Genomic DNA, 20,145 nt, shown 5'->3' on the forward strand with positions numbered 1-20,145 from the left:
GCGAGCAGGTGCAGACCGGCCGCCTGCGAGGACTCGACATAGGCCGTGGTCCCCACGATGAGCACCGTCGCGGGGGCAGGCCGGACCAGCGGGTCGGAGACGACCACCCCGTGCACCTGCCCGTCCAGGCTCGCGGAGAGGACGTCGACGAAGCCCGGCCCGCCGTCCGAGAGCGGGACGACCTCGACCGTGTCGTGCGGCGCGGTGCGCAGCCAACCCTCCGCCATCGCGGTGCCCGCCTGCCCAGCGGTCAGGGTGCCGGTGAAGCAGTCCGGGGCGATGAGCACGTGCACGCCGGGCATCCTCTCACCCGGGCGACTGGGTTCCCGTCGCGTCTGCAGTCCGCGCCGCCTGCCTGCGCCGCTGCGTGAAAGCTTGGTCCCCTTATGGAGGGCCGGAACTTTCACACATCCGAGGACCTGTTCGCTGGTCCATCCGAGACGGTCGATGGGAGGAGGAGCGCGGAGTCGCCGAACTCATGCCATGCATAGTGGTGGGCGAGCGCTGCGTCGTAGGCCGCCTGGGTGAGGGTCGGGCCGGCCACCGACTCCACGAGGAGCAGGTGAGACGCGTCCGAGTTGTGCCAACCCGTGACGAGGCCGCCCACGACCCGGACCGGACGGTCGGGCGAGATGACGAGGTCGGTCCACCCCCCGGCGGCGTGGACGACCCCGGCCTCGTCGGCGGCCGACTCGAGAGCGCGCGTGGCCGTCGTGCCCACGGCGACGACGCGCCCGCCTTCGGCCTTGGCAGCGTTGACGACGGCCGCCGTGGACCTTGACACGGCGAACCGCTCGGGCTGCGGCGCCTCCCCCGCCTCCTGCGACGAGAGACCCGTGTGGAGGGTGACAGGGACGATGACGATGCCCGCCGACACGAGGCTCGTGACCAGTTCGGTGGTGAAGGGCCGCGCCGCACTGGCCATTTCGCTGCTGCCCGGGATCGAGGCGAAGACCGTCTGGTAGGCGGCGAGGGGGAAGCGCGCTCGCAGGTAGCCATAGGCGATGGGGCGCCCGTGGGAGGCGAGGTGCTTGGTGAGACCGCCGCTTCCGGACTCGACGGCCCTCCAGAGGCGGTTGCCCGATCCCGAGGGTGACGAGCCCGCTTCGGGATAGGGCGCGACCAGGCGCAGCGCCGGGGAGGAGCGGGTAGCCCGGCGATGACGACCCGCGAGCACGATCTCGTCGCCGACGGCAGCCTCGAGGATCGGACGGCCGGCATCCGGCGCGGTGCGCAGCTCGATGACCCAGGAGCAGTCGTCGAGCTCTGCGCCCAGATGGACGACGACGGCGCCACGGCTCGCGAGCCGACCGTCGACCTCGGCCGGGATCGTGGCGGAGTTGTTGACGACGAGGACGTCGCCGGAGCGCAGGTGGCGACCCACAGCTCGGAAGGTCGCGTGCTCGACAGTCACCGCGCCGTCCTGCTCGGACGCGACGAGCAGGCGCACCCCGTCCCGGGTGAGCCCCCTGACCTCCGGAGGCGCGTCGGCGGTGAACTCGTCCGTCGCGCCGAACCGGGTCACCGGCCGCTGCCCGATCCTGACCCTCATGCCGGGCCCCCGGAAGCTGTGGAGGTGGCCTCCGGAGGGGCCTCGACGGCGGTCTCCGCGAGCAGGTCCTCGGCCCGGTACCGCCCGCTCGGTGGCCGGCGGGCGAGCAGGCGAAGGATCGCCGGAACGGCGACCTCCTCCGGCAGCGGCCGGTCGCTGATGTCCTCACCGGGGAAGGCTTCCTGGTGCATCGCCGTGCGCATGTCCCCCGGGTCGAAGGCGTAGGCCCGGATGCCGCTGAGCTCGCTCCCGATGGTCAGCGCCAGCTGGTCGAGGGCGGCCTTCGACGCCGCATACCCGCCCCACGTCTCGTAGTGCTCGACAGCCGCATCAGAAGAGAGGTCGAGCAGCACGCCGCCGCCCCTGATGAGGAAAGGAAGCATGGCCCGGGTCAATGCGTGGGGACCGACGACGTTCACGGCGAGGATCCGGCTGAGCGCCTCGGCTGTGAGGTCCTCGAGACGGTGCAGCGGCGTGGGACCAAGGGTGCTCGCGTTGTTGACGAGCAGGTCGAGACTCCCCCAGCCCGTCACGACCGCGAGAAGCTCGTCGCGGTGGGCGGCATCGGCGACATCACCCGCCCGAGCGATCACCTCGGTGGTTCGGGCGAGCTCCGAGGCAGCGAGGGCGAGGTCGTCTGCGGCCCGACCGGTGAGGAGCAGGTGCCACCCCTGCTCGGCCAGCCGTCCGGCCAGGGCCCGCCCGAGGCCACGGCTGGCGCCGGTGATGAGGGCGGTGCGTGCTGGGTTCATGCGCACAGCGTCCGACTTCAAGCCAACTTGAAGTCAATCTCTATTCGACCGAGCTCAGGCCCGCAGGACCTTGTCCATCGACTTGCCCCTGGCCAGCTCGTCGACCAGCTTGTCGAGGTATCGGATCTGCTGCATCAGCGGATCGTCGATCTCCTCGACGCGCACCCCGCACACCACGCCCTTGATCTGCGACGCATGCGGGTTGAGCCGCGCCTCGGCGAAGAAGTCCTCGAAGGTCGTGCCGGCGGCCAGGTGATCGCTCAATGTGGAGTCGTCGAAGCCGGTCAGCCACTCGATCACCTCGTCCAGCTCGTCCTTCGTCCGCCCCTTCCGCTCGACCTTCGTGACGTAGAGGGGGTACACCGAGGCGAAGCTGGTGGTGAAGATCCGGCTCATCCTCACGAGGGTAGTGCCCGCCATGTGCGGATCGGGTGGTGACGCTGGGAGCCGGCACGGCGGCATACGATCTGTCCATGACGACGGCACCAGCCCCGCTGCCCCTCCTCGTGCTCGGCCAGGGCACCGAACTGCACACCGAGCGCGGCGTCGAGTGCCCGGGCGACCTGCCCGCCCCGTCGGACCCCGACCTCGTCGAGCGAGCCCGGGCAGCCAAGGCGGCCCTCGGCGACCAGGTCTTCGTGCTCGGACATCACTACCAGCGCGACGAAGTGATCCAGTTCGCCGACGTGACGGGCGACTCCTTCAAGCTCGCTCGAGACGCGGCGGCCCGCCCGGATGCCCCCTACATCGTCTTCTGCGGCGTGCACTTCATGGCCGAGTCCGCCGACATCCTGACGAGCGACGAGCAGACGGTGATCCTGCCCGACCTCGCGGCCGGATGTTCGATGGCCGACATGGCGGCGATCGCCCAGGTCGAGGACGCGTGGGAGCAGCTCGAGGCTGCCGGGGTCGCGGGGCAGACGGTCCCGGTCACCTACATGAACTCCTCCGCCGCGATCAAGGCCTTCACCGGTCGACACGGCGGCACCGTGTGCACGAGCTCAAACGCCCGCACGGCGCTCGCCTGGGCGTTCGACCAGGTCGGCGGCGTGGACGCCGACGGCAAGGTCCTCTTCCTGCCCGACCAGCACCTCGGTCGCAACACCGCGGTCCGCGAGCTCGGCCTCTCGCTCGATGACTGCGTCGTGTGGGACCCACACCGCCCGGGCGGCGGGCTGACGCCCGAGCAGCTGGCTCGCGCGCGGATGATCCTCTGGCGCGGGCACTGCTCGGTGCACGGCCGCTTCACCGTCGACGCGGTGGAGGCGGCCCGCCGGGAGATCCCCGACGTCAAGGTCATCGTCCACCCCGAGTGCCGTTACGAGGTCGTCGAGCTCGCGGATGAGGTCGGGTCGACCGAGAAGATCATCAACACGATCGCCGCCGCCCCGGACGGCACGTCCTGGGTCGTCGGCACCGAGCTCAACCTCGTCAAGCGGCTCGCCCAGCAGTTTCCGGGGCAGCGGATCGCCTTCCTCGAGAAGAACGTCTGCTACTGCTCCACGATGAACCGGATCGACCTGCCCCATCTCGTCTGGGCACTCGAGTCCCTCGTCGAGGACAGGGTGGTCAACCCGATCAGGGTGGACGTGCAGGTGGCGGCCGACGCCCGAGTCGCCCTCGACCGCATGCTCGCGCTGCCCGGCACCACCCACAAGGACTGACCGGGTGGCAGATCCGATCATTGGGCGGCACGGCCGGATGGACCAGATCGCCGTCATCTCGGACGTCCACGGCAACGTGACGGCGCTCGAGGCGGTCCTGGCCGACATCGCGGCACGGGGGATCACCCGGATCCTCAACCTCGGTGACGTGGTCGGCAAGGGGCCGCGCGGCTCAGAGGCGATCAAACTGACCCGCGAGACGTGTGAGGTGACCGTCCGCGGCAACTGGGACACCTTCATCGCCCGCGATGCCGTCCAGCCCTTCGAAGGAGGGCAGTGGGCGCGCGACGAGCTGACCGACGATGACATCCTCTGGCTCGCGGCCCTGCCGAACACGCACGAGCTCGTCATGAGCGGCAAGCGAGTCCGGCTCTTCCATGCCTCACAGACCAGCGAGTTCGTCCGCGTCCGGGTGCAGCACACGCGGGACGAGTTCCTTGGCATGTTCACGAACACCCCGTTCACCGGCGAGTTCCGCGCGGGCGGGTGGCCGCCGGGCACGACACCGGACGTCGTCGGTTACGGCGACATCCACGGCACGTACCTCGCAGCCGACGACGGCCTCATGCTGTTCAACGCGGGAGCCGTCGGCAACCACCTCGATGGACCGAGCGCTCCCTACGTGATCCTCGAGGGCGCCGTGGGCTCTGTGGTGCCGGAGTCCTTCTCGGTCACCTTCATCCGCGTGCCCTACGACATCGAGGCCGAGGTCGACGTGGCCCGGGACCTCGGGATGCCGGACATCGACGCCTATGCACTCGAGCTGCGAGAGGGCATCTACCGGGGCAACGGCACTCCGTCCTCGTGACCAGCAAGGCCGGGCCGTATGCCGCTGGGCTGGCTCCCAGCCCTGAGCCGGGTGGCGTGCCGGGGACCAGATCGAGTGGTCCCCGGCCCTGCCCATCGGTTCAGGCGGGAACCTTGTCGAGGAACCCGTGGACGGAGGCGATCCGGCCCTCGTCGTTCGTGACGACGACATCGAAACCGATCACGACCGGCTCAGCACCCTCGGGCCCCAGGCCCCACTGGAACCGTGTCTGGTTGTGGTGCGAGTCGGGCTCGCCGACGCGCGAGAACACGAAGCCTGGGAACTGTGCCTGGACCGCTTCGATCGCGGCCCCGATCCCGTCCCGTCCAGCCACCTCGGCCAACGGGTCGACGTAACAGGCGTCCTCGACCCAGTGCTGCGTCAGCAGCTCCGCGCGGGCGGCCGCGTCGGTGGTGTTCCAGGTGCGCAAGTAGGTGTCGACGATGGTGTTCATCAAGGGTCCTTTCCAGGTGGGTCGTGCACCGCGGTGGGTGCGTCTTGCGAGTCGATCTTCTGTGCACCAAGATCACCGCGTCGATTACCTCTCACGTCATCGAGTGTTGAGCGACGCGTGGATAGCCTCCTGCCATGACGGCACCAGAGGCACCTTCAGTGGGCGAGCTGATTCGCGGCTGGCGGGAGAGACGGCAGCTCAGCCAGTTGCAGCTGGCACACCGCGCCGATGTCTCAACCCGCCACGTGAGCTTCGTGGAGACCGGGCGCTCCAAGCCCACCCGCACCATGATCGAGCGGCTCGCGACCCACCTCGAGGTGCCCCTGAGGGAGCGGAACCAACTGCTTCTCGCCGCCGGCTTCGCCCCGATCCACCCGCAGCGGAGCCTGGATGCACCCGAGCTGTTGGCCGTCAGCCACGCCTTGCAGTCTCTGCTCGACGCCCATCTGCCCCACCCTGCGCTCGTCCTCGACCGGGTGTGGGACATCGTCGACCGCAACGCCGCGACCGACGTGCTGATGGAGGGCTGTGCCGGGCACCTGCTCGAGCCACCCGTCAATGCCGTCCGCTTGGCGCTCCACCCGGATGGACTGGCACCGCGCATCGGCAATCTCGGGCAGTGGCGCACCCACCTCATCGGGCAAGTCCGTCACCGGGCACAGCGCACCGGGGACCGGCGCCTCCACGACCTCGCTGCCGAGGTCGCGGCCTACCCCGGTGATGACGCCGGCACGCCGGTGCGGAGCGAGGTCGTCATCCCGCTCGAGCTCACCATCGGCGACACACAGGTGCGCTTCTTCAGCATCTCCGCCGCCGTGGAGTCCGCCCTCGACGTCACCGTGGACGAGCTGCGCGTGGAGGCCTTCTACCCCGCGGATGAGATGACCAGGCAGCTGCTCGCGTCCGACCGAGCGACTCAGTCCGTCAGGGCGGCCAAGAACACCTTGCCGAGATCCTGGGCCTCGCGGGCGACGTAGGCCTCACCCTTGGCAGCGTCGGCGAGCCGGCGCAGCGTGACCGCATCGGCTTCGCCGCCCAGAGCGATGCTGAGGATCCGCACTGGCCGCTCGGTGCCCGCGAGGGGCTCGAGTTTGGCCAGCACCTGCTCGAGCGAGGCGCTCCCCGGGTCCTCGTTCTTGCCGTCGCTGATCAGGACGATGGTGTTGTTGCCCTCGCGCCACGCATTCTGAGCCGCCGCGGCTGCCGCGATGACGGTGTCGTAGAGTCCCGTGGCTCCGTCCGCGCGGAGGCCGTCCAGCGACTTCCGCAGGGACTGCACCGCGGTCTCGCCTCCGACGTTCCGCGACGGTGGCCCCAGGTCGAGCACCACGGTGTGGTCGGCTCGGTTCTCCTGACGTGAGAAGGTCCAGAGGCCGATGTTGGTCCGGTCCGAGAACAGGGGCAACGAGTCCGCAATGGCCTGCTTGGCCAGGTCGAGGCGGGTCGCGTTGCCTGCCGCGGCGACGCGCTCGTTCATCGACCCGGACGTGTCGAGCACGACGAGGACCGATCCCTGACGGTCGAGAGCGGTCCATCCCTGGAGCGACTGCGCGAGCGACCACGCATTGGGCCCGGACGGCGTGAATCGCGGCTCGGATGCCACCACGCCCTGTGCCGTATCCGCCTCCGTCTGCAGACGGGGCGTGCGCCACCCATCGGCGGCGAACAACTTGTTCTCCTCGCCCGTGACGAGGAAGACCGCGAAGCGATCCAGCGCAGCCCGCTGCTGATCCGTCACCCAGTCGGCCTGCACCGTGATCAACGGCACCTCGTTGGGGTGGATCCCGTCCGACGGATACAGGGCAACGAGCGGGATGCGTGGCTTCGTCGCGTTGTACCGGAGCACTTCTCGCTCGCTGGTCGGAAAGAGCATCGCCTGCTTGGTGGCGTCCTCCGGCGTCGTCTTGGTGTCCGTCAGCCCGGCCAGGATCTTGGTCTGCTCGACGTGCAGGCTCGCCAAGGCACTGTGCGCCGACAGAAGACCCCGCCGCACGTCGTCCACCTCCTCGGCACCGTCGGTGGCCCATTGCGACAGGCTCATCATCGAGGTCAGGCTCGCTGCGTCACGAAGTGGGTCCTGCCAGGCGATGCGTACCCGGCCCCACTCCGGATGCGCCTTGGCGCCCCAACCCTTGGGGTCCTTGGCGAGATCGATCAGCTGGGCCCAGCTCGGCTGTGCCTCGGGCCAGCCCAGCGCCTCGGCCATGACCCGTGGCGCAGCGATGACGGCGGGGCTGACGGCGACGACAGGGAAGGAGCGCGGGAGCGCGGTCGACAGCTCGGGTCGCCGGCCGAGAACCTCTCGCCAGATGCTTGCATCGGGCACCCACGCCGTCGGCGCGTTCGCCCCCCCACCGGCTTCCAGCGATGCGCGTAGCGTGTCCGCGAAGGCATTGGGCTCCGCTGAGGTGATGGTCGTCGTGGTGCACCGCCCATCGACCCACGAGGCCGTGCCCTCGTCGAATGCGGTCGCCGCCTTGGTCAGCAACGGCGCGAGTGCGGGCGACGCGGCGATGCTCAGGGGCACGCGCTCCTCGCCGCAGGCAACGGGCGCACCGGATCCTCCGTCAGGCCTGAAGATCAGATACGCGCCGAGCGTGAGGAGCAGGAGAGGGACGAGCACGAACGCAACGAGCTTGATCTTGCGGCTGGGACCGGCTGAGGGCGCCCGATGGCGTCCGCCGGAGCGCCCTGCCCCCAAGCGATCCGCGGCGGCCTGCGCCGGGGACGGTCGCGCGGTGGAGTCCGCAGCGGCCGCCCGGAGGCTTTTCTCGTACGGACCCACCGGGCGTGCCGGGGGTCCAGGCTCTTGAGTCAACCGGGGCCTCCCGAGTCCCACGCATCATCGCAACTGGGCGATGCACACCTTCGACAGGGCACCGCACCCGGACAGTTGATCCGAATCGTACACATTAGGTCCTCGACGTCCACCCGGGGCACAGAATCTGAGACTCCTCAGGAGTCCATGGCACCGAGGCGCGCCAAGAGAATCGCCTCCGCCTCGCACACCCGGGCGAACTCCCCGAGGTGAAGCGACTCGTTCGCGCCGTGTGCCCGGGTGTCCGGGTCCTCGACCCCAGTGACGAGGATCGCCGCCTCCGGGAAGCGCGCCGCGAAGTCCGAGATGAACGGGATCGACCCGCCTACCCCCATGTCGACTGGGTCGACGTCCCAGGCGTCGCGGAACGACGCGCGGGCCTGGTCGTAGATGGGTCCGTCCGCCTGGGCCGCGAAGCCGGCACCGAGCTCGGTGAGCTCGACGGAGACCTGTGCGCCCCAGGGTGCGTGCTGCTCGAGGTGCGCTCGCAGCAGCTCGAATGCCTTCTGCGGGTCCTGGCTCGGCGCGATCCGCATCGAGACCTTGGCCGCGGCCCGTGCCGAGAGGGTGTTGGAAGCCTTCGCCATCGACGTCGCATCGATGCCGATCGTCGTGAGGGACGGTTTGGTCCACAGTCGGGACAGGATGGAGCCGGAGCCGATGAGGTCGACGCCGTCAAGCAGGCCGGACTCGGCGCGGAACCGGGCCTCGTCGTAGTCGAGCTCGGCGGCGACGCCCTCGTCGAGACCCTGCACCGCGACATTGCCATCGTCGTCGTGGAGCGTGGCGAGGAGCCTGACCAGAGCCGTCACGGCGTCGGGGGCCGCACCACCGAACATGCCGGAGTGCACGGAGTGGTCGAGCGTCTGGACCCGGACCACCGCGCGAACCCCGCCGCGGAGGGTCGTGGTCAGCGCTGGCGTGCCGATGGCCCAGTTGCCCGAGTCGGCGATGACGATGGCGTCGGCGGCGAGCCGGTCACCATGTTTGGCAAGGATGGCCGGCAGCGAGGGCGAGCCCGACTCCTCCTCGCCCTCGACGAAGACCGTGACGCCGACGGGGAGACGGCCGCGATGGGCTCTCAGCGCGGCGATGTGCGCCAGGACCCCGGCCTTGTCGTCGGCGGCGCCGCGTCCGTAGAGGCGCCCTCCGCGCTCGGTCGGCTCGAAGGGTGTGCTGTCCCAGTCCGCGTCGTCGCCGGGGGGCTGCACGTCATGGTGCGCATACAGTGTCACGGTGGGCGCGCCCTCTGGCCCGTCGATGTGGCCGATCACGGCCGGGCGACCACCCTCGACGACGACCTCCACCTCGAGGCCCTCCCCTCGAAGCAGCTCGGCCACGGCCTCGGCACTGCGCGCCACATGGGACTGGTCGAAGCTGGCCGCCGAGACGCTGGGGATGCGCACGAGCGCCTCGAGGTCGGCTCGCACCTGGGGCATGAGCGCAGCGACTCGGTCACGGATGGCCTGGATCTGGTCAGGGGTGAGCACGTCGTCAGTCACCGTCCGACCCTATCGATCCACCTTCGAGCCGGGCAGCCTCGGCGCACGACCAATGTCCGGGATCTCGATGTCGAGGTGTCGATGACCCGGAGGCACGGCCCTTCGATAGCGTCACCCCATGTGTGACGACCCGCGGGAGGCCCCCGCCGGTGCGGGCTTCAGCGCAGGTCTGGCCCCTTGGCTCGAGCGACTGGGCAACCTGCGCAACGTCGTCCGCCAACAGCTCGTCGCGCGCCAGCTCGACACGCACCTGCCCACGACGGACGGGCCGCTTCGCGTCCTCGACGTCGGCGCCGGACAGGGCACGCAGGCCATCCGGCTCGCCCGTCTCGGCCACGACGTCACCGCCGTCGAGCCCAGCCCCGAGATGCGGGAGGTCTTCACACGGGCAGCCGCGGCGCTCGAGGGCGACGCACGGGAGCGCGTGACGCTCCTCGACGGCGACGCCACCGCGCTGTCGCAGCTGACGAGCCCAGCGGCATACGACGTCGTCATGTGTCACGGCGTCCTGATGTATCTCCCGGAGCCCGGCCCAGCCATGGTGGAGCTGGCCCGTTGCGCGGCACCCGGGGCGCTCGTCTCCGTCGTCGCCCGGAACGCCGACGCACTGGCTTGGCGCCCGTCGATGCGACATGAATGGACCGCAGCGCTCCACCTGCTGGACGAGCAGGAGCGTGCACTCGCGGACGGAAGCGACGCCTTCTACGTCAACGAGATCGGCATCCGTGCGCGAGCCGACCGCCTGGACGAGCTCATGGCGACGGTCGAGCGCGAGGGGTTGCGGGTGGAGCAGTGGTACGGGATCCGGGTCGCCTCCGACGACGTTGCCCTGGACACGCCCGCTCCCCCACCGGACGAGCTGGCCCGGATCGTCGAGGTGGAGGAACGGCTCGGCCGGACCGACCCCTACCGGCGGCTCGGGACGCTCGTCCACGTCGTCGCACGAGCGCCGGCGGTGGGCCAGATGACGTGGCTGGACGCTGATCACCCCTGACGAGTCCTGCCGGCGGTGGTGCGACGCAGGGCCGGCTGTTTGAATCGGAGGGTGCGCCTGTCACGCGATGCCGTGGGCATGGCCTTCGCAGCTGTCCCCCGAGAGGGCTTCCTGCGGCCAGGTTCCCGCGCGGATGCACGTCGTGACGCGCCCATCCCGATCGGGCACGGACAGACCAACTCGCAGCCCCGCACCGTCGAGACGATGCTGCGCCTGCTCGATGTCCGACCCGGCCACCGCATCCTCGACGTCGGAGCCGGTTCCGGTTGGACGACGGCCCTGCTGGCTGAGCTGACCGGTCCGGGAGGATCGGTTCGAGGGGTCGAGCTCGTGCCGGAGCTGGCGCGGTGGGGTGCCGAGAACCTCGCAGCCGCCGGCCACCCCTGGGCCTCCATCGAGACAGCCACCGCCGGTGTGATCGGTGCCCCCGAGCATGGGCCGTATGACCGGATCCTCGTGTCCGCGAACGCCCGACACCTTCCCGACGAGCTCGTCGCCCAGCTTGCCGACCGGGGTCGCATGGTCATCCCCGTGAGCAGCCGCATGCTCGTCGTGGAGCGCCGCGAGGACGAGATCCGCACGAGTGAGCACGGCGCCTACCGCTTCGTTCCGCTGCGCTGAAGGGGCGGTTCCGGCAGGGAGGACAGATAGCGCTCCAGCGCCTCGGTGGCGTCGGGGATCGACCCACCGCCGAGGACGTCGACGAGCAGTCCGCGAACCACGGCCACACCCAGCCGCGTCACCGCCGGATCGACCTCGACGTCCCACCGCACCGCGAGCTCTGCCGTCGCGTCGACCCATGGCGTCGTCAGGTCCTCGCTCGGCCCGCGCGACGTCAGGGCAACGGTTTCGAGGAAGAGGCGGACGAACGGCAGCACCTCGGGACGGGTGAGCTCCTCCCAGAGTGCCCGGATCAGCTGCTGCGGCGACTCGGCGCCGGTGGCCAGCCCGCGCAGGAGCCGCACCTGGTCCGCCTCCATCCGGGCGACGATGGCGGCCACCAGTCCTGCCCTCGACCCGAAGTGGTACAGCAGCATCCGGTGCGAGGTCCCCGCCTGGGCCGCCACGTCACGCAGGCTCCGGTCTCCCAGCCCCTCCCGGGCCACGACGCCCATGACCCGACCCAGCAGCTCGTCCCCCGCCCTGCCCATGCGCGCTCCTCGGTGCTCGAGAATTCCGTTGCCCTCGGACTGTACCAAGTGGTTCACTTCTATACATGCACCTCGACAACACTCTCGCCATCGCCGCGCCCGTCCACCGGGTGTGGGACCTGACCATCGACATCGAGCGATGGCCGACACTGACCCCGACGATCCTGTCGGTCGAGCGCATCGACGATGGCGACCTCCGGGTCGGCAGCAGCGCTCGAGTCAGGCAGCCGCGCATGCCCCTTGCGGTGTGGACCGTGACCGAGCTGGAGCCGCTGTCCCGGTTCGTCTGGGAGGCCCAGATCCTCGGATCACGCTTCGTCGGCGGCCACCACCTCACGTCCATGTCCGACGGCACGCGCAACGTGCTCACGCTCGACGTCAGCGGCTGGACCGCAGGCCTCCTCGCTGTCACCGCCGGCTCGGCGATGCGTCAGGCAATCGCCACGGAGAACGACGGTTTCCGTCGCGCGGCGCTCAGCGCGGAGCGGCCCGGCTCGGAGCAGTCCCTGTGAACACCTAGAGTTGTCCTCGTGTTCGGACGCAAGAAGACCAACGAAGAGCTCATCGACCGGGAGCCCCCACCTCGCCCCGGGGCGAAGAACCGCCCGACGCCCAAGCGGCGTGACCAGGAGGCGGCCAACAAGCGTCCGCTCATCGTCACCGACCGCAAGGTCGCGCGCTCCAAGGACAAGGTGGCGCGGCGCGAGGGGATGGCCAAGCAACGTGCCGGGATGCTCGCCGGAGACGAGCGGTACCTTCCCGCACGCGACAAGGGCCCGCGCCGCCGCTTCATCCGCGACTCCGTCGACGCCCGGTGGAACATCGGCGAGTTCATGCTCCCCGTCATGCTCCTCGTGCTGCTGCTCAGCTTCATCAGGCAGAACTGGGCCCTGATGTCGGTCTTCATCCTCGTCTACGGGCTCATCGTCGTGGCCATCATCGACGCCGTGCTCATGTGGCTGCGGACGAAGAAGAAGGTCATCGCCAAGTACGGGCAAGCTGAGCGGGGTGACGCCTTCTACGCCGTCATGCGGGCGTTCCAGATGCGCCGAACGCGGATGCCCAAGCCGGCCGTCGACCGCGGACAGCACCCCTCCTGACCGACTGAGGTCGTCAGCGCTCGTCCCCTCCACCGACGAGGTCGGCAAACGCAAGCGGCCTGCGGGTGACGGCGTACGTCGCGAAGTACAGCTTGGCCACCGTGCCGTCAGCCGCACGAACGACCTGGAGGACCTCGCCCCGCTCCCTGCCCGCCGCGGCTCGGTAGCGATCGGGCCCCTCCGGCGCGAACCGCGTCTCGGAGAGCGGGTCGTCGGTGAGCCGCGACCACAGCTCGCCGTCCCGGACGAAGAAGATGATCGGAGAGCCCTCGGACCACCACTGGCCGAGCAGCTCTGCCAGCTCCGGCCGGGGCTGCTCCGGCACCCAAACCGGCTCGATCGGGGGCTCTGCATCGACCACCGCCTCGACCAGGTCCGTCGCCAGGGCGAGCGGCTCGGCGCCCGACGTGGCGTTGGCGAAGACGATCGCGCCCGTCTTGTCGCGGCGTCGGACCCGTAGCCCGGTGAGATAGCCGGGCATCGCTCCCCCGTGACCGACGAAGACCCGGTCACCTCGGCGGCCCATCCCGAAGCCCAGGCCGTAGGCGCCCGTCCACCCATCGACATCCGTCATGATGAGCGGCCGGCACATCTCGTCGATCGTCTCCGGACGGACGACCCGATCGTCGGGGTCCGCGAGGTACGCGGCGTAGCGGGCCATGTCGGCGACGGTCGACCACAGGCCGCCGAGCGGCGCCGTTGCGTTGAGGGTGAAGAGCGGCTCCTCCCTCGCCGTCCCGGCCCAGGGGTCGATCTGGTACCCGTGCGCTCGGTCGTCGGTGGGGACCAGGCCCGTGCGCGCCATTCCGAGCGGGTCGAGGACCCGTTCCCGGACGACGGTCTCCCACTGCTGGCCGGTCACCCGTTCCACGACCTGACCGAGCAGGCCGTAGGCGAGGTTCGAGTAGTGGAAGGCGTGGTGGGCAGGCAGGACCTGCTCGGCCTCCTCGACGCCCACGAGGAAGGCCTCGCGCTCGGGGGCGCTCAGACTCTCCCAGATGTTGCCGATCGGCTCGCGCTGCAGCCCTGAGGCGTGCGCGAGCATCTGGCGCAGCTGGAGTCTCGCATGACGGGTCCCCGGCACATGGGCATCGAGCGGGTCGTCGAGACTCAGTCGACCCTCGTCGCGCAGCGCCATGACGACCAGGGCCGTGAATGTCTTGGTGACCGAGCCGATCATGAACTGGGTCGAGTCGGTCGCGGCGATAGAGCCTTCTGTGCCTTCTGTGCTTTCTGCCCGATCGGCCACGTGGCCCAGCCGCGCCGCTCCGATGTGTGCGGTCCAGATGAGGTCGCCCTCGCGCACCACCCCCGCGCTCACGCCGGGGCTGCGCCAGCGACGTTGGGCTGAGCGCACCCTGGCGGTCAGGTCGCGCTCCACGGCCCTCGACAACCCGGCAGCCGCCCTGGGCTCCGGCCCCTCGGAACGGGTCGGGTCGGCTGTCACTCGGGCGCTCGAAGACTCATCGGGCCGTAGACGACGCCGTCACCGTGGCGCAGGGTCACCGACTCCACACCACCCGCGAGCAGCTCCCGCCAGGACTCACCGAGGTAGTTCTCCGCATCGCTCTGGGTCGGGAAGCCTCGGGTGACGAGCGACTTGCCCGCCATCGTCTCGCCGTGGGCGTCGAAGTACACCCAGGTCCAGTCCGCGCTCATGCCGTCACCCTAGTTGGCCGGATATTGCCAGGCTGACACGAGGGTCACACCAGGGCCACACCTGGATCACGGAGTCACCGGCTGGACCGCGTTTGACGCCGATCGGCTCCACGTGCCACGGTTCGAGGTACCCGATGGGCAATGGGGCAAGCCGGTGAGATTCCGGCGCTGACCCGCAACCGTGAAGCCCGGAGGCCGACAGCTTTGACACCTGTCGGCATCCGGCGCCAGCCGGAAAACCCTTGTCCGTTCGGCTCCTTTGTCAGTCTGTCGTGGAATGCGGACCGGAGACACCAGGCCTCAGGCAGAGCGACCTCCGACCTCGGTGCCCCACCGCAGGGAGGTAATCGTGTCCTTTGCCCAGCGTGCCCCGATTCGGGCCATCATCGCCGTGCTGCTCGCCGCAGCCTGTACTGCCCTCTCGGTCGGGCCGGCCCACGCGGCTGCCTACCGGTTCTGGGGTTTCTACCAGCTCGCCGACGGCCAATGGGCCTTCGCCCAGAAGGGGTCGGACCAGATCGTGCCGAAGGACGGCTCGGTCGACGGCTGGCGCTACGCCGTCGCGGACGTGAACGATGTCAGGTTCCCGCGTGCGACCCTGACCTTCGAGCAGCTCTGCGCGTCCACTCCGGCCGAGACCGGCAAGAAGCGGGTCGGCCTCGTCATCGACTACGGCCGCCCAGCGGACTCGGCCGATGGGACGACCCCGCCCGAGCCCACGGCTCTCTGCGCCGTCGTCGCGCCCGACGCGACGAGCACCGATGTCCTGGCGGAAGCAGGAGAACTTCGCGTCGAGAACGGGCTCGTGTGTGCCGTCGGGGGCTACCCGGCCACTGACTGCGGCGGTGAGGTGAAGGACCTCAGCGCCGAGGCCAAGGCGGCGGACACACCCGTGCAGATCGCCGCACCGACCGCCACGCAGAGTGCCACGCCGACGGCGTCCGCGGCAGCGCCGGTCAGCGCACCCGCGGAGGACACGTCGAGCGGCACGAGCACAGCGGCATACGTCATCGTGGGGATCGCGCTGCTGGGGCTGGTTGCCTTCCTCATCGCGCGCTCGCGCGCCGCAGGCAAGCGCAACCCCTGACCCTGTCAGCATGAGCGCTCGTGAGCGGCTCCAGCACCCTGCAGCCTGGTGGCTGTGGGGGCTGGGGCTGGCGACCGCCGCGTCGCGGACGACCAACCCCATGGTCCTCCTGCTCATCATCGGCGTCTGCATCCTCGTCGTCAGCGAGCGTCGCGACCCGTCCGCCCCCAACCCACTGATGGCCTTTGTCGTCATCGGGGCGATGGTCGTCATGTTTCGGCTCGTGCTGACCGTCATCCTCGGCAACGGAATCCGCGGGGAGACCGTGCTCTTCACTCTCCCCCGGATCCCCCTGCCCGAATGGGCTTCCTTCCTGCGGATCGGTGGCCGGGTGTCGCTCGAGAGCCTGCTCTACGCCCTCTATGACGCGTTGCGTCTCGCGGCGATCCTCGCGTGCATCGGCGCCGCCAATGCGCTGGCCAGCCCGAGGCGCCTGCTCCGGTACCTGCCAGCGACGCTGTACGACGTCGGCACGGCGATTGTCGTCGGCCTGACCTTCGCGCCACAGCTGCTCTCCGACGCACGGGCCGTCCGCAGCGCCCGCGCCCTTCGCGGGCACGACGGCCGCGGCATTCGGGAACTGGCACGCCTGGCCGTGCCCGTCCTCGAGGCGGCCTTCGCCCGTTCCCTCGGGCTGGCCGCCTCGATGGAGTCACGCGGTTACGGCCGGGCGGTCCGGACGACTCCACGCGGGCGCCGCACCGCCTCCGTCCTCGCGGTCATCGGCACCCTGGGGGTCCTCGCCGGGCTCTACGGGCTGCTCGACAGCTCGGTCGGCGGCGTCCTCGGCCTGCCCCTCCTGGTCATCGGGGTGGTCGTTGCGGGTGCCAGCCTTGCGATCGGCGCCTCCAGAGACGGCCGGTCGGGTCACCGGCGCGACCCGTGGACGTGGACCGAGACCCTCACCGTGATCTGCGGCGCCGTGCCCGGGGGCGTCCTCGTCGTCGCCAGCGCGCAAGGGTGGACGGGCGTCGTGCCGCTCCCCCGCGCCGAACCACCCCCGCTGCCAGTGCTCACTGTCGTCGCCGTGCTGGTCGCGGCGCTTCCCGCCTGGTTCACGCCTCGTCCCCGAAGGGCACTCGCATGATCGTGTTCGACCACGTCACGGTCCGCTACGCCGATGCCGACGAGCCGAGCCTGCGTGACGTCACGCTCGAGATCCCGGAGGGCGAGCTGGTCCTCGTCGTCGGACCGACCGGTAGCGGCAAGTCGACGCTGCTGCGCACCATCAACGGACTGGTGCCGCACTTCAGCGGCGGCACCCTGACCGGCCGCGTCATCGTCGACGACCACAGCACTGCAGACCACCGGCCCCGCGACCTGGCCACCGTTGTGGGGCTCGTCGAGCAGAACCCGGTGTCCACCTTCGTGACCGACGTCGTCGAGGACGAGATCGCCTACGGCATGGAGACGATGGGACTCGATCCGACGACGATCCGTCGACGCGTCGAAGAGACCCTCGATCTCTTCGGGCTCACGCCGTTGCGCACTCGGCCCCTCGGCGCGCTGTCCGGAGGACAGCAGCAGCGGGTTGCCATCGCCTCCGTCTTCGCCGCCGGGCCGCAGATCCTCGTGCTCGATGAACCGACCTCGGCTCTCGACCCGGTCGCGGCCGAAGAGGTGCTGGCCTCCCTGCACCGGATCGTGCACGACCTGGGCGTCACAGTGGTCCTGGCAGAGCATCGGCTGGAGCGCGTCGTCCACCACGCGGACCGTGTCATCCTCATCGACGGGGGTCGCACCTCGGCGCTGCTCGATCCGGCTGAGGCGATGGCCGACTCACCGATCCACCCGCCGCTCGTTGCCCTGTCGCGCCTGGCCAGGTGGACACCGACCCCGCTCTCCATCCGCGACGCGCGGCGGCGTGCCGGAGCCTTGCGGGAGCGCCTCGCCGCGGCGATGCCCACGGCAGGCCGGGATGACGGCACGTCCCAGCGCCCCTCGGTCCTCTTCGAAGGGGCACAAGTCCTCCGCGCCGGCAGGCCCGTCATCGATGACCTGTCGCTGAGCCTGTTCCCCGGTACCGTGACCGCCCTGATGGGCAGGAACGGAGCCGGCAAATCGACCCTCCTCGGCACCGTGGCAGGACAGCTCACCCCCGAGGCGGGTTCCGTCCGAGTCGCCGACGGGCCCACGTGGGCCCAGCCTGCCTCACTGCCGGCCAGGCGCAGGGTGGCCCTGGTGGGACTCGTTCCCCAGCAGCCAGAGCTGCTGCTGTACAGCGACTCGGTCGCCGCCGAGTGCGCGGCCGCCGACCAGGACTTCGACGTGGCCAGCGGGACGGCCGCTGCGATCCTCGAGGGAATCTCGGGCGGCCTCGACCCGACGCGGCATCCCCGTGACCTGTCCGAGGGCCAACGCCTTGAGCTCGCCCTGTCGGTGATCCTGGCTGGCTCACCCACGGTCCTGCTCCTCGACGAGCCGACCCGAGGGCTGGACTACGGAGCCAAGGAGCGGCTCGGGGCCACGTTGCGCGATCTCGCCAGCCGCGGCACGACGGTCCTGCTGGCGACGCACGACGTGGAGCTCGCCGCCGAGGTCGCCGACCGCGTCGTCATCCTCGCCGACGGCGAGGTCGTCGCCGACGGCCCGGTCCGCCAGGTTCTCGCCTCGTCACCGGCCTTCGCCCCCCAGGTCACCAAGGTGCTGCGGCCCCAGACGTGGCTCACCGTGGACGAGGTGGCCGCGGCACTGGGACGGTCCGCATGACCGTCATCCCGGTCCGTTGGCCAGCGGCTGCCGCGATTGGTCTCGTCGCGGCCATCGGTGCGCTGGCCTTCCTCTGGCCCTTCGTCGCCTCGGCCGAGTTCGTGACGAACCACGGGAACGACGCCCCGTGGCTCTTCGCCGGGATCCTCGCGCTGCTCACGCTCGTCTGCCTTGCCGAGGTGACCTCGGGGAGACTCGACGCGAAGACGATTGCCGTCCTGGGCGTGACGGCAGCCGCGGGGGGTGCGATGCGGGTGCTGAGCGCGGGGACGGCCGGACTCGAGCCGATGTTCTTCATCATCATCGTCGCCGGTCGCGTGCTCGGGCCGGGCGTGGGCTTCGTCGGGGGCGCACTCGCGCTCCTCACCGGAGCGCTCCTCACCGGAGGCGTCGGACCCTGGCTGCCCTTCCAGATGATCTGTGCCGGTGCGATCGGGCTTGGCGCCGGTCTCCTCCCGGGGCGATCGGGAGCCCGATCGGAGCGATGGATGCTCGCGGGCTACGCCCTGACAAGCGGCATCATCTTCGGTGTCTTCATGAACCTCTGGTTCTGGCCGTTCCTCGGCGCCAACGCCCCCACCGGCATGGGTTTCGTCCCGGGCGCCACCGTCGCGGAAAACCTCGGGCACTACGCCGTCTTCTATCTGGCGACGTCCCTCGCCTGGGACGTGCCGCGGGGGGTGCTCAACGCCATCCTCGTCACCGTCGCCGGGCCGGCGCTGCTCCGTGTCTTCCGACGGGCGGCTCGGCGCGCCGCCTTCGGGTCTCAGGTGGCGTTCGACCCGTCCGCGGGGGAACGGGCATCCCCCGCCGGGGAACACCACGATGTCGCCGTGGCCGCGCCCGACCGTGGCACGCTGGCCAGATGACTCCGCGGGCACCCACCACCACGCTCGTCACCGGACCGGTCCGCAGCGGCAAGAGCCGCCATGCCGAGCACCTCGTCGCCATGCACCGCGACGTTCTCTATGTGGCGACGGGCCGCCGCGCCGAGGGTGACGACCCGGCCTGGGCTGCGCGCGTGCGAGCCCACCAGGAGCGACGACCCTCGAGCTGGCGAACCCTCGAGACGGCCGAGCCGGAGGAGGCGCTCGCCGCGGCCGCCGGGCCCGTGATCATCGACTGCCTCGGCACCTGGCTCACTGCGCAGGTTGACCTGGTGGGCTGGGAGGACCTCGATCGCGCCACTGACCACGTGCGTCTGCGCACCGCATCCTTGATCGAGTCCCTTTGTCGCGCAAGGCATGCCGTCGTGGTCGTGACAAACGAAGTCGGTTGGTCGCTCGTGCCCCTGAGCGCCTCGGGCCGCTTCTTCCAGGACGAGCTGGGCAGGCTCAACGCCGCAGTCGCGGAGGTCGCGGCAACCGTCCATCTTGTCGTGGCAGGCCGGGTGCTGGACCTCACCCAGGCTCCGATCGTCCCCCGCTCCCTCCCGCCACGGACGCTACATGCGTGACGCCTGGCGCCTCAGTGCCGGCACTTTCCTGGTCATCCCGGTACGACCGCCGGGCCGCGTCGACCCTGCAACGGCAGAGCGCGCCATGGTCCTCGCGCCGGTGACTGCCCTTCCGGCCACGGGTGCATGGCTGGGCCTCGGTCTCATCGCGCAGAACGGCTGGCTCTCTCCGCTCCTCGCGGCCGGGCTGGCCTTGACCGTGACCGCCCTCCTGAGCCGTGCGATGCACCTCGATGGCCTGGCCGACCTCGCGGATGGGCTGATCTCGGGCACGAGCCGGTCGCGGGCGCTCGAGGTCATGAAGCGCGGCGACACCGGCCCCGCGGGCGCCGCGGCCCTCGTCCTGGTCCTCCTCGTGCAGGCCGCGGCCCTGGCCGAAGTCCTCGGCACGCCCGAGGGCACGGCCCTCGCGGTGACCACGCTGCTCGCCAGCCGGCTC

23 protein-coding genes and 1 riboswitch are annotated in these 20,145 nt (G+C 70.4%); of the genes, 13 read left to right on the plus strand and 10 right to left on the minus strand.

Annotation, left to right across the window (positions count from 1 at the left end):
• The 4 genes from VIR15_RS11205 to VIR15_RS11220 form a co-directional block, all read right to left on the minus strand.
• The coding region (locus VIR15_RS11205; protein WP_331927563.1) for a glycerate kinase at positions 1-302 on the minus strand (302 nt) is incomplete at its 3' end.
• A 101-nt stretch (positions 303-403) separates the two neighbouring features.
• The gene (locus VIR15_RS11210) at positions 404-1,552 is read right to left on the minus strand and encodes an S-adenosylmethionine:tRNA ribosyltransferase-isomerase (RefSeq protein ID WP_331927565.1); all 1,149 of its coding nucleotides are present in this window, start codon (positions 1,550-1,552) and stop codon (positions 404-406) included.
• Positions 1,549-2,304: an SDR family NAD(P)-dependent oxidoreductase gene (locus VIR15_RS11215; protein ID WP_331927567.1), complete on the minus strand. Its 756-nt coding sequence runs from the start codon at positions 2,302-2,304 to the stop codon at positions 1,549-1,551. The genes VIR15_RS11210 and VIR15_RS11215 overlap by 4 nt, the downstream gene beginning before the upstream one ends.
• A gap of 54 nt (positions 2,305-2,358) precedes the next feature.
• The gene (locus VIR15_RS11220; RefSeq protein WP_331927569.1) at positions 2,359-2,700 is read right to left on the minus strand and encodes a DUF2200 domain-containing protein; all 342 of its coding nucleotides are present in this window, start codon (positions 2,698-2,700) and stop codon (positions 2,359-2,361) included.
• Positions 2,701-2,777: 77 nt separating this feature from the next.
• On the opposite strand from VIR15_RS11220, the gene nadA reads away from it, so the two are divergent.
• A complete protein-coding gene (gene nadA, locus VIR15_RS11225; protein WP_331927571.1) occupies positions 2,778-3,968 on the plus strand; it encodes a quinolinate synthase NadA in 1,191 nt (396 codons plus the stop codon).
• 4 nt (positions 3,969-3,972) lie between these two features.
• Positions 3,973-4,776, plus strand: coding sequence for a metallophosphoesterase family protein (locus VIR15_RS11230; protein WP_331927573.1), 804 nt, complete (start codon positions 3,973-3,975; stop codon positions 4,774-4,776).
• Between the two features lie 100 nt (positions 4,777-4,876).
• Here the strand turns inward: VIR15_RS11230 and VIR15_RS11235 are convergent, their stop codons facing one another.
• A complete protein-coding gene (locus VIR15_RS11235; protein WP_331927575.1) occupies positions 4,877-5,230 on the minus strand; it encodes a nuclear transport factor 2 family protein in 354 nt (117 codons plus the stop codon).
• Positions 5,231-5,364: 134 nt separating this feature from the next.
• On the opposite strand from VIR15_RS11235, the gene VIR15_RS11240 reads away from it, so the two are divergent.
• A complete protein-coding gene (locus VIR15_RS11240) occupies positions 5,365-6,207 on the plus strand; it encodes a helix-turn-helix domain-containing protein (RefSeq protein WP_331927577.1) in 843 nt (280 codons plus the stop codon).
• On the opposite strand, the gene VIR15_RS11245 is transcribed toward VIR15_RS11240, so the two are convergent.
• Together VIR15_RS11245 and VIR15_RS11250 are read right to left on the minus strand one after the other, a co-directional pair.
• A complete protein-coding gene (locus VIR15_RS11245; protein ID WP_331927579.1) occupies positions 6,147-7,853 on the minus strand; it encodes a VWA domain-containing protein in 1,707 nt (568 codons plus the stop codon). The two genes, VIR15_RS11240 and VIR15_RS11245, sit on opposite strands and share 61 nt — an antisense overlap.
• Before the next feature lie 332 nt (positions 7,854-8,185).
• Entirely contained in the window at positions 8,186-9,550 is a 1,365-nt protein-coding gene (locus tag VIR15_RS11250) for a dipeptidase (protein ID WP_331927581.1), read from the minus strand.
• 118 nt (positions 9,551-9,668) lie between these two features.
• On the opposite strand from VIR15_RS11250, the gene VIR15_RS11255 reads away from it, so the two are divergent.
• Entirely contained in the window at positions 9,669-10,544 is an 876-nt protein-coding gene (locus tag VIR15_RS11255; RefSeq protein ID WP_331927583.1) for a methyltransferase domain-containing protein, read from the plus strand.
• Positions 10,545-10,622: 78 nt separating this feature from the next.
• Complete coding sequence (locus VIR15_RS11260; RefSeq protein WP_331927607.1) at positions 10,623-11,165, plus strand: protein-L-isoaspartate O-methyltransferase family protein; 543 nt, start codon at positions 10,623-10,625, stop codon at positions 11,163-11,165.
• Here VIR15_RS11260 and VIR15_RS11265 read toward each other — a convergent pair.
• Positions 11,141-11,695 carry a TetR/AcrR family transcriptional regulator gene (locus tag VIR15_RS11265; RefSeq protein WP_331927585.1) on the minus strand — a complete coding sequence of 185 codons (555 nt, stop codon included), beginning with the start codon at positions 11,693-11,695 and terminating at the stop codon, positions 11,141-11,143. The two genes, VIR15_RS11260 and VIR15_RS11265, sit on opposite strands and share 25 nt — an antisense overlap.
• A gap of 65 nt (positions 11,696-11,760) precedes the next feature.
• Between VIR15_RS11265 and VIR15_RS11270 the strand changes: the two genes are divergently transcribed.
• Positions 11,761-12,207: an SRPBCC family protein gene (locus VIR15_RS11270; protein ID WP_331927587.1), complete on the plus strand. Its 447-nt coding sequence runs from the start codon at positions 11,761-11,763 to the stop codon at positions 12,205-12,207.
• 18 nt (positions 12,208-12,225) lie between these two features.
• On the plus strand, positions 12,226-12,795 hold the full coding sequence (locus tag VIR15_RS11275) for a DUF3043 domain-containing protein (RefSeq protein WP_331927589.1): 570 nt from the start codon (positions 12,226-12,228) through the stop codon (positions 12,793-12,795).
• A gap of 13 nt (positions 12,796-12,808) precedes the next feature.
• Here VIR15_RS11275 and VIR15_RS11280 read toward each other — a convergent pair whose 3' ends face one another.
• Both VIR15_RS11280 and VIR15_RS11285 read right to left on the minus strand, forming a co-directional pair.
• Positions 12,809-14,242, minus strand: coding sequence for a serine hydrolase domain-containing protein (locus VIR15_RS11280; RefSeq protein WP_331927591.1), 1,434 nt, complete (start codon positions 14,240-14,242; stop codon positions 12,809-12,811).
• Positions 14,239-14,454 carry a hypothetical protein gene (locus tag VIR15_RS11285; RefSeq protein ID WP_331927593.1) on the minus strand — a complete coding sequence of 72 codons (216 nt, stop codon included), beginning with the start codon at positions 14,452-14,454 and terminating at the stop codon, positions 14,239-14,241. The genes VIR15_RS11280 and VIR15_RS11285 overlap by 4 nt, the downstream gene beginning before the upstream one ends.
• Positions 14,455-14,562: 108 nt before the next feature.
• A riboswitch (cobalamin riboswitch) is annotated at positions 14,563-14,675 on the plus strand.
• Between the two features lie 128 nt (positions 14,676-14,803).
• On the opposite strand from VIR15_RS11285, the gene VIR15_RS11290 reads away from it, so the two are divergent.
• The 6 genes from VIR15_RS11290 to VIR15_RS11315 form a co-directional block, all read left to right on the plus strand.
• On the plus strand, positions 14,804-15,541 hold the full coding sequence (locus tag VIR15_RS11290) for an SCO2322 family protein (RefSeq protein ID WP_331927595.1): 738 nt from the start codon (positions 14,804-14,806) through the stop codon (positions 15,539-15,541).
• 10 nt (positions 15,542-15,551) lie between these two features.
• Complete coding sequence (locus tag VIR15_RS11295) at positions 15,552-16,628, plus strand: energy-coupling factor transporter transmembrane component T (protein ID WP_331927597.1); 1,077 nt, start codon at positions 15,552-15,554, stop codon at positions 16,626-16,628.
• Positions 16,625-18,250: an ABC transporter ATP-binding protein gene (locus tag VIR15_RS11300; protein ID WP_331927599.1), complete on the plus strand. Its 1,626-nt coding sequence runs from the start codon at positions 16,625-16,627 to the stop codon at positions 18,248-18,250. Before VIR15_RS11295 ends, VIR15_RS11300 begins: the two co-directional genes overlap by 4 nt.
• Positions 18,247-19,119, plus strand: a complete 873-nt coding sequence (locus tag VIR15_RS11305; protein ID WP_331927601.1) for an ECF transporter S component — start codon at positions 18,247-18,249, stop codon at positions 19,117-19,119. Before VIR15_RS11300 ends, VIR15_RS11305 begins: the two co-directional genes overlap by 4 nt.
• Complete coding sequence (locus VIR15_RS11310; RefSeq protein ID WP_331927603.1) at positions 19,116-19,706, plus strand: bifunctional adenosylcobinamide kinase/adenosylcobinamide-phosphate guanylyltransferase; 591 nt, start codon at positions 19,116-19,118, stop codon at positions 19,704-19,706. The genes VIR15_RS11305 and VIR15_RS11310 overlap by 4 nt, the downstream gene beginning before the upstream one ends.
• Positions 19,699-20,145: adenosylcobinamide-GDP ribazoletransferase (locus VIR15_RS11315; RefSeq protein WP_331927605.1), on the plus strand; the 447-nt coding region annotated here is incomplete at its 3' end. The genes VIR15_RS11310 and VIR15_RS11315, both read left to right, overlap by 8 nt.

The organism is Intrasporangium sp. (assembly GCF_036566125.1).
Taxonomy (GTDB): Bacteria; Actinomycetota; Actinomycetes; order Actinomycetales; family Dermatophilaceae; genus Intrasporangium.

What these genes read in the sequence shown, in the direction of transcription:
- VIR15_RS11310 (WP_331927603.1), top strand. Translation starts at nt 19,116, where the DNA reads ATGACTCCGCGGGCACCCACCACCACGCTCGTCACCGGACCGGTCCGC.
- VIR15_RS11295 (WP_331927597.1), top strand. Translation starts at nt 15,552, where the DNA reads ATGAGCGCTCGTGAGCGGCTCCAGCACCCTGCAGCCTGGTGGCTGTGG.
- VIR15_RS11265 (WP_331927585.1), bottom strand. Translation starts at nt 11,695, where the DNA reads ATGGGCAGGGCGGGGGACGAGCTGCTGGGTCGGGTCATGGGCGTCGTG.
- nadA (WP_331927571.1), top strand. Translation starts at nt 2,778, where the DNA reads ATGACGACGGCACCAGCCCCGCTGCCCCTCCTCGTGCTCGGCCAGGGC.
- VIR15_RS11215 (WP_331927567.1), bottom strand. Translation starts at nt 2,304, where the DNA reads ATGAACCCAGCACGCACCGCCCTCATCACCGGCGCCAGCCGTGGCCTC.
- VIR15_RS11240 (WP_331927577.1), top strand. Translation starts at nt 5,365, where the DNA reads ATGACGGCACCAGAGGCACCTTCAGTGGGCGAGCTGATTCGCGGCTGG.
- VIR15_RS11270 (WP_331927587.1), top strand. Translation starts at nt 11,761, where the DNA reads ATGCACCTCGACAACACTCTCGCCATCGCCGCGCCCGTCCACCGGGTG.
- VIR15_RS11300 (WP_331927599.1), top strand. Translation starts at nt 16,625, where the DNA reads ATGATCGTGTTCGACCACGTCACGGTCCGCTACGCCGATGCCGACGAG.
- VIR15_RS11305 (WP_331927601.1), top strand. Translation starts at nt 18,247, where the DNA reads ATGACCGTCATCCCGGTCCGTTGGCCAGCGGCTGCCGCGATTGGTCTC.
- VIR15_RS11260 (WP_331927607.1), top strand. Translation starts at nt 10,623, where the DNA reads ATGGCCTTCGCAGCTGTCCCCCGAGAGGGCTTCCTGCGGCCAGGTTCC.
- VIR15_RS11285 (WP_331927593.1), bottom strand. Translation starts at nt 14,454, where the DNA reads ATGAGCGCGGACTGGACCTGGGTGTACTTCGACGCCCACGGCGAGACG.
- VIR15_RS11255 (WP_331927583.1), top strand. Translation starts at nt 9,669, where the DNA reads ATGTGTGACGACCCGCGGGAGGCCCCCGCCGGTGCGGGCTTCAGCGCA.
- VIR15_RS11210 (WP_331927565.1), bottom strand. Translation starts at nt 1,552, where the DNA reads ATGAGGGTCAGGATCGGGCAGCGGCCGGTGACCCGGTTCGGCGCGACG.
- VIR15_RS11235 (WP_331927575.1), bottom strand. Translation starts at nt 5,230, where the DNA reads ATGAACACCATCGTCGACACCTACTTGCGCACCTGGAACACCACCGAC.
- VIR15_RS11220 (WP_331927569.1), bottom strand. Translation starts at nt 2,700, where the DNA reads ATGAGCCGGATCTTCACCACCAGCTTCGCCTCGGTGTACCCCCTCTAC.